This is a genomic window from Nocardiopsis valliformis DSM 45023 (assembly GCF_000340985.1).
In the GTDB taxonomy this organism is placed as follows: Bacteria; Actinomycetota; Actinomycetes; order Streptosporangiales; family Streptosporangiaceae; genus Nocardiopsis; species Nocardiopsis exhalans.
On the sequence record NZ_ANAZ01000028.1, the window covers coordinates 57,977 to 77,186 of the forward strand.

17 protein-coding genes are annotated in these 19,210 nt (G+C 70.0%); 13 read left to right on the top strand and 4 right to left on the bottom strand.

Features of this window, described 5'->3' with window-relative positions; all coding sequences use genetic code 11:
* Positions 1-253 precede the first annotated feature (253 nt).
* Together D457_RS0123645 and D457_RS0123650 are read right to left on the bottom strand one after the other, a co-directional pair.
* Positions 254-1,411, bottom strand: coding sequence for a S1 family peptidase (locus D457_RS0123645; RefSeq protein ID WP_017583159.1), 1,158 nt, complete (start codon positions 1,409-1,411; stop codon positions 254-256).
* A gap of 247 nt (positions 1,412-1,658) precedes the next feature.
* A complete protein-coding gene (locus D457_RS0123650) occupies positions 1,659-2,810 on the bottom strand; it encodes a S1 family peptidase (protein WP_017583160.1) in 1,152 nt (383 codons plus the stop codon).
* A gap of 723 nt (positions 2,811-3,533) precedes the next feature.
* Here D457_RS0123650 and D457_RS0123655 point away from each other — a divergent pair.
* The 5 genes from D457_RS0123655 to D457_RS0123675 all read left to right on the top strand — a co-directional run bounded on the left by D457_RS0123655 (position 3,534) and on the right by D457_RS0123675 (position 8,458).
* Entirely contained in the window at positions 3,534-3,734 is a 201-nt protein-coding gene (locus D457_RS0123655) for a ubiquitin-like protein Pup (RefSeq protein WP_017583161.1), read from the top strand.
* Positions 3,735-3,905: 171 nt separating this feature from the next.
* Positions 3,906-4,754: a proteasome subunit beta gene (prcB, locus tag D457_RS0123660; protein WP_017583162.1), complete on the top strand. Its 849-nt coding sequence runs from the start codon at positions 3,906-3,908 to the stop codon at positions 4,752-4,754.
* 83 nt (positions 4,755-4,837) lie between these two features.
* Positions 4,838-5,617: a proteasome subunit alpha gene (gene prcA / locus D457_RS0123665; protein WP_017583163.1), complete on the top strand. Its 780-nt coding sequence runs from the start codon at positions 4,838-4,840 to the stop codon at positions 5,615-5,617.
* Between the two features lie 110 nt (positions 5,618-5,727).
* The gene (gene pafA / locus D457_RS0123670; RefSeq protein ID WP_017583164.1) at positions 5,728-7,086 is read left to right on the top strand and encodes a Pup--protein ligase; all 1,359 of its coding nucleotides are present in this window, start codon (positions 5,728-5,730) and stop codon (positions 7,084-7,086) included.
* Between the two features lie 229 nt (positions 7,087-7,315).
* The gene (locus tag D457_RS0123675; RefSeq protein ID WP_017583165.1) at positions 7,316-8,458 is read left to right on the top strand and encodes an FKBP-type peptidyl-prolyl cis-trans isomerase; all 1,143 of its coding nucleotides are present in this window, start codon (positions 7,316-7,318) and stop codon (positions 8,456-8,458) included.
* 287 nt (positions 8,459-8,745) lie between these two features.
* On the opposite strand, the gene D457_RS33240 is transcribed toward D457_RS0123675, so the two are convergent.
* Positions 8,746-10,383: an MFS transporter gene (locus tag D457_RS33240; RefSeq protein ID WP_152514338.1), complete on the bottom strand. Its 1,638-nt coding sequence runs from the start codon at positions 10,381-10,383 to the stop codon at positions 8,746-8,748.
* An 81-nt stretch (positions 10,384-10,464) separates the two neighbouring features.
* Between D457_RS33240 and D457_RS0123690 the strand changes: the two genes are divergently transcribed.
* Together D457_RS0123690 and D457_RS0123695 are read left to right on the top strand one after the other, a co-directional pair.
* A complete protein-coding gene (locus D457_RS0123690) occupies positions 10,465-11,406 on the top strand; it encodes an AraC family transcriptional regulator (RefSeq protein ID WP_017583168.1) in 942 nt (313 codons plus the stop codon).
* Between the two features lie 88 nt (positions 11,407-11,494).
* Positions 11,495-12,613: a methionyl-tRNA formyltransferase gene (locus tag D457_RS0123695; RefSeq protein WP_017583169.1), complete on the top strand. Its 1,119-nt coding sequence runs from the start codon at positions 11,495-11,497 to the stop codon at positions 12,611-12,613.
* On the opposite strand, the gene D457_RS0123700 is transcribed toward D457_RS0123695, so the two are convergent.
* Positions 12,600-13,730, bottom strand: coding sequence for a DUF3866 family protein (locus D457_RS0123700; protein WP_026116955.1), 1,131 nt, complete (start codon positions 13,728-13,730; stop codon positions 12,600-12,602). The genes D457_RS0123695 and D457_RS0123700 overlap by 14 nt on opposite strands.
* A gap of 128 nt (positions 13,731-13,858) precedes the next feature.
* Between D457_RS0123700 and D457_RS0123705 the strand changes: the two genes are divergently transcribed.
* From D457_RS0123705 to D457_RS0123725, 6 genes are all read left to right on the top strand, one after another.
* Positions 13,859-15,910, top strand: coding sequence for a helix-turn-helix transcriptional regulator (locus D457_RS0123705; protein WP_017583171.1), 2,052 nt, complete (start codon positions 13,859-13,861; stop codon positions 15,908-15,910).
* A gap of 60 nt (positions 15,911-15,970) precedes the next feature.
* Entirely contained in the window at positions 15,971-16,156 is a 186-nt protein-coding gene (locus D457_RS35045; protein WP_017583172.1) for a hypothetical protein, read from the top strand.
* A 66-nt stretch (positions 16,157-16,222) separates the two neighbouring features.
* The gene (tatA, locus tag D457_RS0123710) at positions 16,223-16,561 is read left to right on the top strand and encodes a Sec-independent protein translocase subunit TatA (protein ID WP_017583173.1); all 339 of its coding nucleotides are present in this window, start codon (positions 16,223-16,225) and stop codon (positions 16,559-16,561) included.
* A gap of 203 nt (positions 16,562-16,764) precedes the next feature.
* Positions 16,765-17,616 carry a twin-arginine translocase subunit TatC gene (gene tatC / locus D457_RS0123715; protein ID WP_017583174.1) on the top strand — a complete coding sequence of 284 codons (852 nt, stop codon included), beginning with the start codon at positions 16,765-16,767 and terminating at the stop codon, positions 17,614-17,616.
* 150 nt (positions 17,617-17,766) lie between these two features.
* The gene (locus tag D457_RS0123720; protein ID WP_017583175.1) at positions 17,767-18,192 is read left to right on the top strand and encodes a DUF397 domain-containing protein; all 426 of its coding nucleotides are present in this window, start codon (positions 17,767-17,769) and stop codon (positions 18,190-18,192) included.
* Positions 18,193-18,308: 116 nt separating this feature from the next.
* Positions 18,309-19,205 carry a diacylglycerol/lipid kinase family protein gene (locus tag D457_RS0123725; RefSeq protein ID WP_017583176.1) on the top strand — a complete coding sequence of 299 codons (897 nt, stop codon included), beginning with the start codon at positions 18,309-18,311 and terminating at the stop codon, positions 19,203-19,205.
* The last annotated feature ends 5 nt before the right edge of the window (positions 19,206-19,210 follow it).

Sequence of the window (19,210 nt, forward strand, 5' to 3'; positions counted from 1 at the left end):
GACCGAATTTGATCTTGGTGCGCAAGGGGGGAAATTTGGCCACATCCGGACAGCGGTACTGAGTACCAAAAGTGACCAACTGGACACACAGGCGTAACTCCAGTGGTCAAACGTCCGCCATGCGCACCCCTGTTGTACGCAAGGCGTCCCCGCGTTCGGTACCCGGAATCCGGGTACGAGGCGGGGACGCGAGGGGTATGCGGGAGGGTGACGAGTCGTTCCCGATGGTGTAAGGGACCGACTCGCGCGGACGCTAGCCGGTCACCAGGGTCAGCCCCCAGGAGGTGAGCATCGGGTTCAGTCTCTGGAAGAAGGTGGTGCCGCCAGTGGCGCAGTTGCCGGAGCCGCCGGAAATGACGCCCTGGGCCTGGGAACCGGCCACCACGGGCGCCCCGGACTCACCCGGATCCGCGCACAGGGTGGTCCTAGTCAGCCCGGTGACGGTCCCCGACGGGTAGCTGACCGTCTGCCCGCGCGCCTCGATCACGCCGCAGCGCCACCCGTTGATGGGCGCCGAAGCGCACACGACCGATCCGATCGGCGCCTCCTGGGAGCCGGTGACGCTGTGGTAGCTCCCCGAACTCCAGAGCTCGATCCAGGGGGTGAGGGTCCACTCCGGGCCCACCCGCACGAAGGCGCCGTCCGAGCCGGGGAACTGCGAGCGCTGGAACACCCCCAGGGCCGCGCCCTCGGAGTCGAGCGCGGTGGCGCCCACCCGACCGCAGTGCCCGGCGGTGATGAAACCGCCCTGGCCGCCGGAGGCGACGGCGGAGAACCCGATGACGCACTGGGCCGACCCCACGTAGAAGGGGTGCCCGCCGATGAGCTCGGAGTGGGGCATCGGGGCGTGGTCGACCTCCACCACGCGCACGGCGCCGGAGTCCGTCCCAGCCTCCTCGAGCAGGGCGTCGGCGGCGGCCGGGGCCACCGCCTCGACCACGACCAGGCCCTGTTCGGTGTCGGGGTACCAGCCGGTAACGCCCTCGGGCACGGGCACCTGCTCGAGGGCGGCCATGGTCGCGGCCGGGTCCTCGTCGATCACACGGGTGTTCGCCCCGGTCGCCTCGACCGCCGCGACGGCGGCGGGGTCGGAGACCAGGACGGTGAGGCTGAGGGTTTCGGTGTCGAAGAGGGCGTCGACGTAGGCCTGTCCGGCAGCCGAGGCGGCGCTCTCCTGGACCGTCAGGGCCTCTTCCTGGGCTTCCAGGAGCTGTTCGGCCGTCGCGGGGTCCAGCCCGAGGTCGCGGACCAGGGCCTCGGTCGCGGTGGCGGCGGGGGCGCCCGCCGCGGGTTCGGGGAGCTCGGCGGTGGCGGTGGTGGCGGCCTGGGCGGAGGCGGTGGCACCGGCCAGGGTCAGGCCCAGGACGACGGCCAGGGCGCGGCCGTGGCGGATGCGGTGGGGTTCGGTCAATCTTGGGGCGGGGGATACGGGGGAAGGACGCATGTCCTCTGCTCTCCTGAGAAGGAAACGGGGGTGGAGCAGGTACTGCGGTCCGCGCAGTGCGCGGCCACGGTTGGTTCTACCCCGGTGTGGCCGCGTCGTCACCGGCGGTCGTGCGGGGCCGGAGGTGGCTGGGGGATGAGGGCCGGGAAACGAGAACGCCCCCGCCCGCTGGGTAGCGGACGGGGGCGCGGTGTGATGCGGACCGGCTGGGCGTCTAGCTCGTGACGAGGCTGAGGTTCCAGGTGCTCAGCGCCGGGCCGACCTCCTGGTAGTACGTGGTACCACCGAAGGTGCAGTTGCCGGAGCCGCCCGAGGTCATGCCCTGGGCCTGGTCGCCAGCGATGAACGAACCACCGGAGTCGCCGGGCTCGGCGCACACGTCGGTCCGGGTCATGTCGTTGACGGTGCCCTCGGGGTAGCTCACCGACTGGCCGCGGGCCTCGATGGTCCCGCAGTGCCAACCGGTGGTGGAACCCGAACGGCACACGGCCGAGCCGATCGGCGCCTGGCTGGAGCCGCCGACGGTCTGGGTGCCACCGGCGCTGTACATGTTGACCAGGTTGGTGACGGTCCAGTTGGACGTGGCGCGAACGTAGGCGGCGTCGTTGCCCGGGAAGACGGACTCCTCGAACACACCGGAACCGCTGCCGTCCCCGCTCTCGGCGGAGGTGCCGACCGTGCCGCAGTGGCCGGCCGTCACGAATCCGTCGTTGCCCGAGCTGTCGGTGACCGCGAACCCGATGGAGCAGCGGCCGCCGCCCATGAAGTACGCGTCGCCGCCGACGATGTCGGCGTACAGCTCGGGCGCCTCGTCGGTCTGCTCCACCTGAACGGTGGAGGCGTCCACACCCGCGGCCTCGATGAGGCTCTCGGCACCGGCGGTGTCGGTGGCCTCGATGACGACCGTGTCGCTGGCGGCATCGGGGTACCAGCCCACGACGCCCGGCTGGGTGCCGGCCGCGTCGAGCTCGTCGATGATGGCCGCCAGGCCCTCGGTGCCGTGCGAGACCAGTTCGGCCTCGGCGCCCGCGGCCTCGACGTCGGACACCGCGGCGCTGTCCGTTACCAGGACGGTCAGCTCCAGGGTGTCGGTGTCGAACACGGAGCCGCCGTAGGCGTCTCCGGCGGCCTCGGCCGCCGCCGTGTCGATCCCGTAGGCCTCCTGCTGGGCCTCGAGCAGGGTTTCGGCCTCGAACGGGGTGAGGCCGAAGTCCCTCTCAAGGGCTTCCTGCATGGTGGCCGCCTCGCCCTGCGGTGAGGGCTCGGCGGGAACGGTCACGGCAGAGGCACCGGGGGCGACCGAGAGCGCGAGCCCGAAGGCCAGCGCTCCCGTGCCGATCGCGGAGATAACGGGGGAGGGTCGCATTGATCCCTACTCTCCTTGGGGAATGGACGGGGGTTGGGGTTCGGAAACCTCTGGGGAGAGGAGTCCGGCCCCGGGGGTCGGGGCCCTCGGACGCGCCAGGGGCCCCTTTGGTTTACCGAGACATCCGGTAAACGAGGCACCACCATAAGTGCACAACTTGGACAGCGAAAGCCCGGGCAAGCCGCAAATTCACTTAGGTGAGAAGAGGATCATCCGATGAAAGGCTCAATTGGGGGTCTTACTCTGAGTGACGTGGTGCCTGACCTCCCCGTTCGGTCACGCGCTGTATGCGGATCACAAACCCGCGAGTAGATCAAGAGGTGCAATGTGGCCGGATGCGGACACTGGTACGTCGTACCATCCGTGATGGCGCGGCCACATAGAAGCAACTCGCGTGGTCAGGGGTGCGTGTTGCGTGAAGATCATGGGCGCTGTGGGAACGGGTGTTCGCATTTCGAATAAGTGGGGAAACCGGGCCCTAGTGCGCCGTCACCAACCGTCGCCGGGATGTCGGGCGGTATCGCGCGGAACCCGCAGGCATTCCCGCACGCACCCCTGTTCGAGGACACGCCCGAGCCCGATCCGCGTCCGGTGTCACTCCGCGTGCGCGCGCTCGGGACGATTTCGAGGTAACTAGCGGGTATCGGGCCTGAGGAACACGGTTGAGCCGGGTGCCGTTGGGCCAAGATAAGGGCGAGAGCCCCGAACGGGAGGTAGCAACATATGGCGAACGACAACGGCGGCCAGAAGCACTCGTCACGTCGTGACGAGGAGGTCGAGGAGACCGAGGCCTCGGCTGAGGCCCAGGAGCGCAACGAGAAGCTCGACGAGGACGTCGACGACATCCTGGACGAGATCGACGACGTGCTGGAGAGCAACGCCGAGGACTTCGTGCGCCAGTTCGTGCAGAAGGGCGGTCAGTGACCGTCGGGTTCGCTGACAGCGCACCCGGGCACCAGCGGCCTCGGTGCGCACGGGTTTAGGGTCAAGCTCATCGGCCGGTGCCATCTTGCCGGCCGTCAGACTACAGACAGACGGACGACAGGCGCCCCACCCGCCCCCAAGACGGGGTGGGGCGCGAGCGGAGGGAGTCGCGTGTTCGAAGGTTTCGAGGGCGGACGGATGTCGGCCGCTTTCATGAGTGCGGGGACCTCGTCCTTCACCGAGTTTCTTCGGGAGGTCAAGCCCGACCTGCTGCCCGGCCAGCACCTGGGATCGGGTGGCGCGGTCAAGGCCGAGCACCTCACCCCGGACGCGACGACCATCGTCGCCCTGACCTTCCCCGGCGGTGTCCTGCTGGCCGGTGACCGGCGCGCCACCCAGGGCAACGTCATCGCCAACCGGGACATGGACAAGCTCTTCCGCACGGACGAGTTCTCCGCGGTGGCCATCGCCGGTTCGGCTGGGATCGGCATCGAGCTGGCCAAGCTCTACCAGGTCGAGCTCGAACACTACGAGAAGCTGGAGGGGCGCTCCCTGTCCCTCGAGGGTAAGGCGAACAAGCTCGCCCAGATGGTGCGCGGCAATCTCGGCATGGCCATGCAGGGCTTCGTCGTGATCCCCCTGCTGGTCGGCTTCGACGAGAACACCGAACAGGGACGGGTGTTCAGCTACGACGCTGTGGGCGGCCGCTACGAGGAGCACCGCTACTACTCCGTCGGTTCCGGCTCGGTCTACGCCAGGGGCTCCGTCAAGAAGCTCTACCGCGACGACCTGGACGAGACCACGGCGATCAGGGTCGCGCTGGAGGCGCTCTACGACGCCGCCGACGACGACTCCGCCACCGGCGGTCCTGACCTGCACCGCAAGATCTTCCCCCTGGTCGACGTCATCACCGAGGACGGCCACCGGCGGATCTCCACCGATGAGGTCGCCCGCCTGGCCACGGAGGTGGTCGAGGGGCGCGCCGCCGATCCGGATGGTCCCAAGGCCCGATTGAGCTGACACGGCTGAGCTGACACAGCTGAGCTGCGGCGGCCACTGCCCCCACCCAGACTTCTCCCTACTAGGTAAGGAAACGATCCGCGGTGTCGATGCCGTTCTACGTCGCCCCCGAACAGCAGATGAAGGACAAGGCGGACTACGCGCGCAAGGGCATCGCGCGCGGCCGCAGCGCCGTCGTTCTGCAGTACGAGGGCGGAATCCTGCTGGTGGCGGACAACATGTCCCGCACACTGCACAAGATCAGCGAGCTCTACGACCGCATCGGGTTCGCGGCGGTCGGCCGCTACCCCGAGTTCGAGAACCTACGCCTGATGGGCGTCCGTTTCGCCGACGTACGCGGGTACCAGTTCGACCGCCGCGACGTCAGCGGCCGTCAGCTCGCCAACATCTACGCCCAGACCCTGGGCACCGTCTTCAGTGAGAGCCTCAAGCCCTGGGAGGTCGAGATCGTCGTCGCCGAGGTCGGCGACACCGCGGCCGATGACGAGATCTACCGCATCACCTTCGACGGGTCCATCGTCGACGAACAGGGCTTCGTCGCGGTGGGCGGCTCCTCGGAGCACGTGTCCAGTCAGCTCAAGGACCGGTTCGCCGCCGACGCCCCGCTCAGCGCGGCGCTGAACGCGGCCACCCACGCCCTGGCCCACGAGAACGGTGAGGAGCGCGAACTGGAGGCCGGCAACCTGGAGGTCGCCATCCTGGAGCGGTCCAGGCAGCACCGCAAGTTCCGCCGCATCCACGGCAGCCGCCTGACCTCCCTCATCGAGGAGGGCAAGCGGGGCACAGCCGCAACCGCCGCCGAGACCGCCTCCGACAGCGGAGGCGGCAACGGGACCGGCGACGCGGACGAGGCCGACAAGTGATCTGAGATCGAAGAGGTGGTGCGGCGCCACACGGGCGCCGCACCGGGGCCGGGCGGGTGTGGGCGACGCGGCCCCGTCGTCCGCACCAGACGGGAAGTTGGTGAGGCCGCGTGGAACGACGGATCTTCGGGCTGGAGAACGAGTACGGGGTCACGTGTACCTTCCGGGGGCAGCGCCGCCTGTCTCCGGACGAGGTCGCCCGGTACCTGTTCCGGAGGGTGGTCTCCTGGGGGCGCAGCAGCAACGTGTTCCTGCGCAACGGCGCCCGCCTGTACCTGGACGTGGGCAGCCACCCCGAGTACGCCACCCCCGAATGCGACAGCCTCGTGGACCTGGTGGCCCACGACAAGGCCGGTGAGCGCATCCTGGAGGGGCTGCAGGTCGACGCCGAGCAGCGCCTGCACGAGGAGGGCATCGCCGGGGACATCTACCTGTTCAAGAACAACACCGACTCGGCGGGCAACTCCTACGGCTGCCACGAGAACTACCTCGTCGGCAGACATGGGGAGTTCGGCCGCCTCGCCGACGTCCTGATCCCCTTCCTGGTCACCCGGCAGATCATCTGCGGGGCCGGAAAGGTGCTGCAGACCCCCCGGGGAGCGCTGTTCTGCGTCAGCCAGCGCGCCGAGCACATCTGGGAGGGTGTCTCCTCCGCGACCACCCGATCCCGTCCCATCATCAACACCCGCGACGAACCCCACGCCGACGCCGAGCGGTTCCGGCGCCTGCACGTCATCGTGGGCGACTCCAACATGAGCGAGACCACCACCCTCCTCAAGCTGGGCTCGACCGACCTCGTGCTGCGGATGATCGAGGCCGGGGTGGTCATGCGCGACTACACGCTGGAGAACCCCATCCGGGCGATCCGCGAGGTCAGCCACGACATGACCGGCCGCCGCAAGGTGCGCCTGGCCAACGGTCGCGAGGCCAGCGCGCTGGAGATCCAGCGCGAGTACCTGGAGAAGGTGCAGAGCTACGTGGACCGGCACGGGACCGACGCGGTGGGCAAGCGCGTCCTGGACCTGTGGCAGCGCACCCTGGAGGCGGTGGAGACCCAGAACCTGGAGACGGTCCAGCGCGAGATCGACTGGGTCGCCAAGTACATGCTGCTGGAGCGCTACCGGGACAAGCACGACCTGTCGCTGTCCTCCCCGAGGGTGGCCCAGCTCGACCTGACCTACCACGACATCCACCGCGACCGCGGGCTGTTCTACCTGATGCAAAAGCGCGGGCAGATGGACCGGGTGGTGGGGGACCTGAAGATCTTCGAGTCCAAGTCGGTGCCCCCGCAGACCACCCGGGCACGGCTGCGCGGTGAGTTCATCCGCCGCGCCCAGGAACAGCGGCGCGACTTCACCGTCGACTGGGTGCACCTCAAGCTCAACGACCAGGCGCAGCGCACCGTGCTGTGCAAGGACCCGTTCAAGTCCGTGGACGAGCGGGTGGAGAAGCTGATCGCCGGGATGTGAGCATGCGGGTGTGAATCCGGTGTGAGCGTTGTGTGAGCGCACGACCCGTGCGCGCGGGCCCCGTGGGACGGCCGGAGACGGCTCCCCGCGGGGCCCTGGCTTTCGGAAAGCTCGTGATCTGTGTTCCCATGGGCCGAAAACCGAGATCGGAATCTCCCAGGGGCTGGCCGCACTCCGACTGTTCGGTAGTGTGACCCTGTCCTGAGCCGGAAATCAGAGGTTGTGACCCATGCACCGACGTGTTGCCGCCCTCGCGGTGCCACTGACCGCCGTTACCTTGGTGGTCTCCAGCTGCGCATCGATCCCGGAGGAGTGGCGTACACCCGCCTTCCTGCGGATGAACGACGACGCGCTCGACTCCCGGCTGCCCGAAATCACCGGAGACGTCGGTGAGGAACCCGAGATCACCTTCCCCGACACCGAGCCGCCGGACGAGGAGATCACCGGTGTGGTCAGCAAGGGGTCCGGTGAGGACGCGCTGGTCGGCGCGGACGACCTGGTCATCGCCAACGTCGCCCAGTACCAGTGGACGGGGCCCGGCGAGGGTGAGGCGGTCGAGGGCCAGTCCAGTTACGAGACGGGTGCTCCGGATCTGATCCGCATGGATCAGATGGAGGACTACATCACCGACGCCATGGTCAGTCAGCCCCTGGGCAGCCGTGTGGTCTACTACTTCCCCCCGCTGGACCTGACCCCGGAGGAGGAAGCGCAGGCCGAGGCGGCGGGCCAGGAGCTGCCTGAGGGCGGCAGTGTCCTGATCATCGACATGATCGACCGCTTCAGCCAGGGTGCCGTGGTGCCGGGCGAGCAGACCAACGACGGCGGCGGCGACCTGCCCACGGTGACGCAGGACGGCCGCAGCCAGCCCGAGATCGAGATCCCCGACGAGGATGCCCCCGACGAGCTCGAGGTGGTGCCGCTGATCGAGGGCGGCGGCGCCGAGGTCGAGGAGGGCCAGCAGATCATCGTCCAGTACACGGGCGTGCGCTGGGAGGCCGACGAGGACGGCAACCACGAGGTGTTCGACTCCTCGTGGAACCAGGGCGGTATCCCCTTCGACACCACCATCGGTGGCGGGGCCGTCATCCAGGGCTGGGACGAGGGCATCGTCGGCCAGAACGTCGGCGACCGCCTGATGCTCATCGTGCCCGGTGACATGGCCTACGGCGAGTCCGACGAGGAAGCGATGGGTGCCCCTTCGGGCACGCTGGTCTTCGTGGTCGACGTGCTGGGCGCCTTCGACAACGCGCCGCCGCCCGAGCCGGAGGAGTCCGAGGAGGACGCCGAGGGTGAAGGGGCCGAAGAAGAGGCTTCGGAGGGCGACGAGGACGCGGACGAGGAATCTGACGAGTCCGAGGAGGACTCGGAGTAGCGTCCCCGCTTGAACAGCTGATCGCCCCCGCCGCGCCTGAGAGCGCGGCGGGGGCGATGTTCGTGTCCGCTGCCCGGAGGCGGGCAGGTCAGCCGTCGAGCGTCGGGTAGTCGGTGTAGCCCGTGGCACCGTCGCCGTAGTGGGTCGCGCTACCGTGAACTGGTGGGCGAGCGTTACGCGGCGGAGTGCGCGCGCGGGGAGCGGACCGCCCCGGGCAGCCTGGTGCTGGAGGCCGCCCGGGACCGGGTCGGCCGCTGAGGCCGACGACCCCACCGCCACCGGTCCCGTCAAGGACGGTCGCGGTTGCCGGCGTCGGTGCGCACCGGCTGTCCGGAGGGCACTTTCCGCAACACCGTGAACGACAGGACGCCGAGCACGGCCGTGACGACAGCGCTCACCCAGGCTGCTCCCACCACGCCGTCGGTGAAGCCGAGCTGCGCCGCCTCCAGGAGTGCCCCACCGATATCCGGGGGCAGGCGCTCCGCTTCCGCTGCGGCGGCCGGGATCGACGCGGAAGCCGATTCCAGCGCCCCGGCCGGTATGCCCGAGGGTGCCTCCCGGGCCAGCTCCGCCCTGTACAGCACGGCGCCCAGGCTGCCCAGGAGGGCGACCCCCGACGCGAAGCCGATCTCCATGCTGGTTTCCGAAAGGGACGAGGCAGCCCCCGCCTTCTCAGCCGGAGCAGACCCCACCACCAGGTCGGTGGCGAGCACCGTTAGCGGTCCGGTGCCGACGTAGAAAAGCGTGAAACCCGCCATGGCCGCGAGCAGACCGACGTGCGGGGCCTGGGCCAGCAGGACACAGCCCACCGCGGACAGCACCATGGCGGTCCCCAGCACGTTCGCGGGTCCGAATCGGCGGGCCAGGGCCGGTGCGGTCAGAGAGGAGACCACGGTGCCCAGGGCGGAGGGGAGCAGCCACAGCCCGGCCTGGAAGGGTGACAGCCCCTGCACGGATTGCAGGTACTGGGAGACCAGCAGGTACAGACCGCCCAGCGTGGCCAGCCCCAGCAGCAGTACGGTCAGCGCCACCGCGAAGGCGCGGTCGGCGAAAAGTCGCAGGTCGAGCAGGGGATCGGCCAGCTGCCGCTGTCTGCGGACGAACACCACTCCCAGCAGCAGACCGCCCGCGAGCGCGGCCAGGTACTCCGTGCGCAACCCATAGGCGGCGAGCTCCTTGATCCCGTAGACGAACAGCAGGATCGCGGCCAGCGACAGCAGCACGCTGGTCAGATCCGGTCGACCTGAACCGGGGTCTCGGTACTCGGGCAGCAGGAACGGGGCGGTGACTAGCAGGAGCACCATCACCGGCACCCCCATCAGGAACACCGAACCCCACCAGAAGTACTCCAGCAGCAGACCGCCCACGAGCGGACCGGAGGCGGCCCCCACCGAGAAACAGGTCGCCCAGACCCCGATGGCGGTGCCCCGCTGGGCGGGGTCGCGGAACATGTTGCTGATCAGGGCCAGGGTGGAGGGCATCAGGGTCGCCCCGGCGATGCCCAGGGCCGCCCGGGCCGTGATGAGCATTGCGGGGCTGGTCGCGTAGGCCGCCGCCAGGGAGGCCGCGGCGAAACCCGCGGCGCCGATCATCAGCAGCCGCCTGCGGCCGATCCGGTCGCCCAGGGAACCCATGGTGACCAGGAACGCCGCGATCATGAAACCGTAGGCGTCGATGATCCACAGCATCTGGGTGCCGCTCGGCTCCAGATCGGCGCTCAGGTGTGGGACTGCCAGGTTGAGCACTGTGATGTCCAGCGTTAGGAGTGTGGTGGGCAGTGCCAGCACTGCCAACCCGATCCACTCCCGTGCTCCGGCCCGCGGCGGCCGGCTGTCGTGTGTCGAGGCGGCGGACGGTTCCACGGTGCCCTTTTCAGGGCCGGAACCGGGATCAGGGTCGGGGCCAGTAGTGGTGTTTTGAGTCATGACCTGGAGTCAACACCCGGCGTATGAGACTCTCCATGGTTGCAAGGCTCACTTTGATGTTCGATCGTCTACGTTGAAGTGATGGACGCTCTGGCGGATTTTCTCGACGGGGTCAGGGCACGCGGTTCCCCGTTCAGCCAGACTCTGTTGAGCCCACCCTGGTTGCTGCTCTTCTCCCACTCCACGGCTTTGACGGTGGTCACCATGGTCCGGGGGAGCGGCTGGCTGCTTCCGGAGGGCGGCGGACCGCTGCGGCTGAACACCGGCGACATCGCGATCGTGCAGGCCCCCGGTCCGCACACCGTGGCCGGCCACCCCGACACCGTGCCGCAGTACGTGATCAGCGCGGCAGACGTGTGCACCACCCCCGACGGCACCCCGGTCCGCGCCGAGCTCGCCCTGGGCCTGCGGGTGTGCGGAGTCAGTCCGGACGGCCCTGACCTCCTGCTCAGCGGCTCCTACGACGTGGCGGGGGAGATCAGCCGACGCCTGCTCTCGGTCCTGCCCTGCGCGTTCGTCGTCCCGGCCACCGAATACCGGTGCGCCGCGATGGACCTGGTGGTGGAGGAGACCCTCAAGGAACGGTCCGGCCAGCAGGTCGTCCTCGACCGCCTCCTGGACCTGGTGCTGATCTGCGCCCTGCGGCACTGGTTCGACCGCCCCGAAACCCGTGCGCCCTCCTGGTACCCCGCGATGGCCGACCCGGTCGTGGGCAGTGCGCTACGCCTGATGCACGAGCGGCCCGCGCAGCCCTGGACTGTGGCCTCCCTGGCCGAACGCTGCGGGGTCTCGCGCGCCGCACTGGCCCGGCGCTTTCACACGCTCGTCGGCGAACCGCCGATGGCCTACCTGACCGAATGGCGCATCACCCGCGCTGTCGAACACCTGCGCGAGGGCGAGACGACCGTCGAGACCATCGCCCACCGTGTGGGCTACTCCAGCGCCTTCGCGCTGAGCGTCGCCTTCAAACGCCTGCGCGGAACGACCCCCACCGACTACCGCAGGGCCCTGGTACAGCCCTGACACGCAGACGGGCCCGGACCTGCGCGCAGGAGCGGGGCCGGATGCGTAGAGTCAGTCACCCAGGGTGAGCATTGGGCGAGGGGGAACCATGCCAGACCAGCGGCGGTACTGCTACGTGTCGGGTCTGCGTCTGGGGGTTCCGGCGCTGGAGGAGCTCTGCGCCCAGGGCCGTCCGCCCCACCTGGTGGTCTCCTACCCGGCCGAACTGGCGCACCGCTCCGGCTACGTGGACTTCGAGGAGATCACCCGCCGTCATGACCTGCCCCACCTCAGAGCCGCCGACATCAACACCGACGAGGTGCGCGACGCCCTGAGCGCGCACCGGATCGACCTCATGGTGGTCGCGGGCTGGTCACAGCTGGTCCACGAGCAGGTCCTGTCCTCCCTTCCCCTGGGCGGGGTGGGCCTGCACCCCTCCCCACTGCCGGTCGGCCGCGGCCGCGCACCTATCCCCTGGACGATCCTGCGCGACATGCGCTCCAGCGCCGTCACCCTCTTCCACCTCGAACGCGAGGCCGACGCGGGCGACATCGTGGACCGCATCTGGTTCGACCTGGCCACCGACGTCACCGCCACCGGCCTGTACGAGCGGGCCGCACACCTGCAGTCTGAGTTGCTCGTACGCAACCTGGACGCGCTCCTGGAGGAACGCGCCCCCCGCCGCCCGCAGACCGGCCACGTCTCGGTCTGGCCGCGCCGCCGCCCCAGCGACGGACGCCTGGACCTGACCGCGGCCGGACGGGACGTGGACCGGATGGTGCGCGCCCTGGCCGCCCCCTACCCCGGGGCCTTCGCGATGTTCGGCGGGGCCCGGATCACCCTGTGCAGGGGCAGCCTGTCCGAGGAGGTCGTGGGCGGCGACTCGGGCCAGATCGTCTCCGCCGGGCCCGGCCGCGAGTGGGGCGTCACCTGCGGGGACGGCAGCGTGTTCGTGCCCGAAGCGGTGCGCGTGGACGAAGGTGTGCTCGCCGACCCGACATCCCTGGCCATGTTCCGGCCGGGACGCTACTTCGACGCACCCTCCGAGCACATGCTCGCCGCGACCCGCCGCACCCCGGTCCCCGGCAACGGCGACGCCGAACACCGTCGCCCCGCCGCCCGGATCGATGACGGGCTCGACGACCGGTTCGACGACGGGCTCGGCGGCCGACACGGCGACCAGCTCGACAGCCAGTTCAACACCCGCAGCGGCCTCAACCGTCGATGAGGGTGGCGGCGTGCCGCCCGGCCGCGGCCGCGCTCAGGAAGGCCGCCCGGTCCTCCTCCAACCCGCGCCCCATCGTGGACACCTTCACCGGCAGCGCCCGCACCTCGTCCTCCAGGCCCTGCACCGACACCTCCACGAGCGTGTGCCGCTCGCCCAGGTGCCAGGCCTGGTCGCGAACGCGCTCACCGAAGAAACCGGGCAGGCTGGGCACCACCACGTCCGCCGGGGCCAGAGCCACCCGCCCGTAGGCGGTCAGGCTGTGGTGTGACACTCCCCGGTGCCGACTGCGCGCGTCCGCCTCACTGATCCGCAGGCTGGCCACCGGCCGCCCGCCCAGGACAGCCACGGCGTTGATCGCCTCGCCGCAGGCCACCCCGGAGAACCCCCACGGGGTGCCGGTACCCAGGTTGCCCGGCCCCTGGCACACCACCGCGATCTGTGCCCCCAGTACGTGCCGGGCGGCCAGCAGCCCCGAATGCACGGTGACCGCCTCCAGGTCGCCGCCGAAAGCCTGTCCCGTCGTCACACACCCGGCGAGCAGACCGTCCTCGCGCAGCGCCCCCACGATCCGCGAGAACGCGGCGGGCAGCGCTCCGCCGTCCAGCATCACGTTGACCACCCGGGTGCCGGGGCGTTCGGCGCGCACCCCCGCCAGCACGGCGGGCAGCGCGGAGTGCAGGTCGGCTACGACCACCGGCATCCCGCCGATTCCGTCGGCCGTGCGCAGCGCCTCGTGGTGCGGCGATCCCTGCTCGTCCGCGCCCTGAACGGTGGCCTGGAGCGGGGTGTAGCGGGCCTTGACCAGGTGTCCGGGGCCTTCGCGGTCCACGGGAAGCCGGTCGGGGAGGGCCACCACCAGGGCGTATCCGCCGGTGCCCAGCCCCAGGTCCAGCGCCCCGGTGTTGAGCAGGACGGTGTCGCCGACCTCGGGGGTGCCGACCAGGTCCGTGTAGGCCAGCGCACGGCAGGTCACCGACGCCTCGGAGCTTTTGCCGGTACCTTCTCCCGTGCCTTCTCCTGTGCTTTCCCCGTCAGCGGGTACCGAGACCGCGCACAGACGGACCCCGGGCCAGGAGGGCAGGACCTGACGGACTTCACCACGGCGCCACCGGATCATGCTGGGCACGGTACCGTCGGAGCTGAACCGAAGGTGGGAGGACGCGCCCTCGCGGCCCCGCCCGGTCCAACCACCAAACGGTGACCCCACCACAGCGGGCAACACAGCGGGTAAGAGGAGTGCGGACGATGTCGCGCAGGAAGACCGAACGGCAGCTGAACCTGGTCATCTGCCTGTTGTCCACCCGGCGCCACCTGACTGCGCAGGAGATCCGCGCGACCGTCCACGGCTACGCCGAGGCCGACACCGAGTCGGCTTTCAAGCGCATGTTCGAGCGGGACAAGCGGGAGCTGCGCGACAGCGGCATCCCCATCCAGGTCGGTACCGGAGACGCCTTCAGCGGCGAGGAAGGCTACCGGATCTCCCGCTCGGACTACGAGCTGCCCGAGATCGAGCTCCTACCCGACGAGGCCGTCGTGCTGGGTCTGGCCGCCCGCGCCTGGCGGCATGCCTCCCTGGGCGAGGCCGCCGCTAACGCCCTGTTCAAGCTCCGCTCGGCCGGGGTACCGGTGGACACCGAGGCCGCCCCCGGGTTGACCCCGGCGATGCGCACTGACGAACCCGCCTTCGGCCCCGTCTGGCAGGCGATCCGCGACCGCCGCCCGATCTCCTTCGACTACCGCAAGCCCGGGCAGAGCCGGGCCCAGCGCCGGGAGATCGAGCCCTGGGGCATCGTCAACCTGCAGGGGCACTGGTACGTGGTCGGCCACGACCGGCTGCGCGACGCCCGCCGGGTGTTCCGCCTCGGCCGGATTCGGGGCGGGGTGACTGTGGTGCGCACCGGATCGGACGTGGTCGTGCCCGAGGGTGTGGACCTGCGTTCGGTCGCCTCCCGGCACAGCGCCGTGCCCGAGCGGACCGCGACCCTGCGGGTGCGCACCGACTCCGCGCACGCCCTGCGCCGCCGCGCGCTGCGCGTGGTCCCGGGGGAGCGGGACAGCACCGGCGCCGGTTGGGACACGCTCACCCTGCCCTACACCAGCACGAGTGGGCTGGTGCGGCAGGTGGCCGCGTACGGTTCGCGCGCGGTGGTGGTGGAGCCCGAGCAGGCCCGGGCGGCGATGGTCGAGCACCTGACCGGGGTGGTCGAGAGCGCCGACACCGTGGAGAACGCGGAGGCCGCGGGGGAGCAGGAGGGTGAGGACACCCCCGCTCGCGGGCCCCGTTCCGCCGACCAGCTGCGCCGACTCCTCATGCTGGTCCCCTACGCGCTCGGCCGCGACGTGCGGGTGCCCGAGGTGGCCCGGCACTTCGGACTCAGCGAGAAGCAGGTGGTCTCGGACCTGAGCCTGCTGTGGATGTGCGGCCTGCCCGGCTACACCCCCGGCGACCTGATCGACGTGGACCTGGACGCGGCCAAGGAGACCGGCGAGATCATCATCGCCAACGCCGACACCCTGGCCCAGCCGCTCCGGCTGACCGCGGACGAGGCGGCCAGCCTGGTCGTGGGTCTGTCCCTGCTGGAGGCGCTGCCCGAGGCGCAGGGCGTGGAGGGCGGTGCTCTCAAGCGAGTGGGGGAGAAGCTGCGCACCGCCGCCGGCGGTGCCGTGAGCGACCTGGCCGACGCGGTGCAGGTGCGGGTCGAGGTGGACGAGCAGGTGGCTCAGACCCAGCAGCGCTGCGCCGACGCCCTGGGCGCCGGGCAGCGCCTGCACCTGCGCTACCTGTCCGGGTACCTGGACCAGGTGACCGAGCGCGACGTGGACCCCATGGGCCTGGTGGTCCAGGACGGCCAGACCTTCCTCGAGGGGTACTGCCACCTGCGTGAGGACGTGCGGCTGTTCCGCCTGGACCGGGTCTTGGAACTGACCGTGCTGCCCTTCGCCGCCGAGGTGCCCGAGGGGGTGGCCCGCCGCGATCTGTCCGCCGGGGTGCTCCAGCGCTCCGAGCGCGACGCCCTGGTGACCCTGCTCCTGGAGCCCTCCGCGCGCTGGGTCACCGAGGACTACGTGTGCGAGTCGACGGCGGAGCTCCCGGGTGGCGGGGTGCGGGCGACCCTGCGCACCCCCGCTCCGGCGTGGGTGGCCAGGCTCGCCCTGGCTCTGGGGCGGGAGGGGCGCCTGGTGTCTCCGGAGGGACTGGCCAAGGACGTCCGGGCCGAGGCCCAGCGAGCGCTCAACCACTACGGCACAGGGCAAACCTCCGGAAAATTGGTCGAGACCACTTCGTCGCCGGAGTGAGGCTTACCTGTTCACCGGGGGGTGGGGTGTAGGTCATCCCGAAAGGGATATGGTGAAAGCGTGATCGCCCTCGCTGTCCTTTTCGGTGCGTTTTGTATCGGAGCGTACTTCGTCGGCGCCCTCGTCGTGAGAGCGCGCCGCGAGGCCTCCGTGCTGTCCGAAGAGGTGACACGGGCGGCGGGCGGGTATCAGGCGAGCAGCGCTGACCTGCGTGAGCGCATCCGCCGTGGCGGTGCTGGGACATGACGGTCCCGCGGATGAATGCGCGTACCATCAGAGGCGCTTGGTCGCGCCCCGTAGAGAGGTAGAACCATGGGACCGTTCAACGGACCTACGATCGCCATCCTGGTGATCCTGGCCATCTTGCTGTTCGGAGCCAAGAAGCTCCCGGACCTGGCCCGTTCCCTGGGGCGCAGCGCGCGCATCCTCAAGGCCGAGAGCAAGGGCCTGGTCGACGACGACAACGAGACCAAGGGCGAGGGCGAGCCCCAGGCCCAGCAGCCGCAGCAGCCCCAGCAGCAGGCCGCGCAGCCGAGCCAGCCCCAGGCCGACAACCAGCAGGCGCAGCAGCAGAGCTACCCGCAGCTGCCGCCCGGCCAGCGCATCGTCAACGAGTCCGGTGAGCCCACCAACCAGACCTACAACAAGTAGAGCCACGTAGCTGACTGGTAGTCGCCTGGTTCTGGCCGGTGGACTGGCGCGGTACCCTCCGGTGCCGCGCCGGACGGCTGTTTTCGGCGGGGCCGTCCTCAGGGGCGCCTCGCGCCGTCGGCCCGGGCCCGGACGAGAGCGGATGAGAAGAGAGTGACCGCACGATGAGGTCCCCACGTCGAACGGCGAACCCGGACGCCCGGATGCCGCTCATGGACCACCTGCGCGAGCTGCGCAACAGGTTGGCCAAGGTGCTGCTCATCCTCGGCCTGGGGGCCGTGGTCGGCTTCGTCTTCTACGACCAGATCTGGGACTTCCTCAGCCGGCCCTACTGCTCCCTGCCCGCCTCCCAGGTGGTCGAGGACGGCGGCTGCTCCCTCATCGTCACCGGCCCCTTCGACGCCTTCTTCGTGGCCTTCAAGATCTGGCTGTTCGCCGGAGCCATGGTCACCGCCCCCCTCTGGCTCTACCAGTTGTGGGCCTTCGTGGCCCCCGCACTGCACAAGAGCGAGAAGAAGTACGCCTACATCTTCGCCCCGCTGGCCGGGATCCTCTTCATCTGCGGCGCAGCCCTGGCGTACACGATCACCGCGCTCGCCCTCCAGATGCTCTTCGGTTTCCTGCCCGAGGAAGCGGACCCGTACCTGACCATCGGCGAGTACCTCAGCTACATGCTCATCATGATGGGCATGTTCGGCATCGGCTTCGTCATGCCGCTGCTGGTGGTCCTGCTCAACATCGCCGGCATCCTCTCCCACGAGGCCATCGCCAAGTGGCGCCGCGTCATCATCTTCTGCGCCTTCCTGGTCGCGGCGGTCCTCACCCCGGCCGAGCCCGTCTCCATGCTCGCCCTGGCCGTCCCCCTCGTGGTCCTCTTCGAGATCGCCGAACTGTTCTGCTTCCTCAACGACCGCCGCAGGAAGCGCAAGGACCCCGCCGGCGACCTGGACGACGACCAGATCTCCGACCTGGACGACCAACCCTCCGACCTCGACTACACCCCCTCCTCGCTGGAGGAATCCGACTCCGAGGGCGAATCGACCAAGCGCTCCTGAACACCTTCGGCGACACGCTAGGGTTCGGCTGGGGAAGGCCCCGGAGACGGTCCTTCGGCGACCGAACCCTCAGTCGGGAACTCCGCCGAACACACCGCTGAACCATCCGTCCGGCCCTCCTCCACCGATCTCCCGGACTAGGAAGTGAAGATGAGCGAGCAGACCGAGACCAAGAAGGAACTGCCGCCCGAGGCCATGGGCAACGAGAAGTGGCACGACACCACGCACGCCGTGTGGATGCGCTCCTCCCTGTCCAACCCGGACTCCGAGGCGATCGTCGAGGTCGCCGAGTTCGACGACGGCTTCCGCGCGGTGCGCGACGGCAAGTCCCCGGAGAAGGGCACGCTCTTCTTCACCCCCCAGGAGTGGGAGGCGTTCGTCCTGGGTGCTCGCGACGGCGAGTTCGACATCCCGGAGGAGTACCTCACCGAGGAGGAGATCAAGATCCAGCGCGGCGAGACCGAGGTCGAGGCGACCTGGGTGCCCTCCCCGCTGAACACGCCGGAGGTCATGGAGGAGTACCATCGCCGCCAGCGTGAGGAGGCCGAGCGCAAGTCCGCGACCGAGGACGACTGAAGCGGCTCGCCCGCACCCGGGCGCGCGGGTGTACGGGCCCTCACCCGACCCGTACACCCCACTGGTCCCGGATCCGAACGGCTCGACCCCGGCTCCGGGTAGGTAAGGACCGGTACATGCCCCCTCATATCGCCCTTCTGGTCAACCCGGCCTCCGGCCGACGCCGCGCCGCCGTCATCGCGGTGCGCCTGAAGGAAGCCCTGCGCGACGCAGGCGCCCGCGTGCACGTCTACACCGGACGCTCCGCCGCGGACAGCCGCCGCCTGGCCCGTCTGGCTGCCGCCGACCGCCCTGATGCCCTGGTCGCCGTCGGTGGCGACGGCCTGGTCCACCAGGCCCTCCAGGGTGTAGTGGGTACCGGGGTGCCCCTGGCCGTGGTCCCGGCGGGCAGCGGCAACGACGTGGCCCGTGCCTTCGGAGTCCCCCGCGGCTCGGCCCACACGACCGCCCAGGCGATCCTCGCCGGGCGCACCCGCCCCAGCGACGTGGTCCGCCTGACCATGGCCGACGGCTCCCAGCGCTACTACATGAGCGTCCTGGCCTGCGGCTTCGATGCCCGAGTCAACGAGCGGTTCAACAACTTCCGCTTCAGCATCGGCCGCGCCGGATACCTGGTCGGACTGATCGCCGAACTGCGCTCCTTCCAGCCCATCGACTTCGAGATCGACATCGACGACCGCCGCATCGCCGAACCCGGCATGCTCGTGGCCGTCGGCAACACCAGCGCCTACGGCGGCGGCATGCACGTGTGCGCCGAAGCCGTCCCCGACGACGGCCTCCTGGACGTGGTCTTCGTCAAGGAGGGTCCCATCGGCCGCTTCCTGCGCATGTTCCCCCGGGTCTTCAACGGCAGCCACTTGGGCCTGGACGAGGTCGTCTTCGAACGCGGGCGCGTCGTCACCATCCGCGGCGACGCCGGGACCGCCTACGCCGACGGGGAACGCACGGGTCCCCCGCGACTGGTGTGCGAGGTGGTACCCAAGGCGGTCGAGATGCTGGAGCTGACCTCATAGGCTGG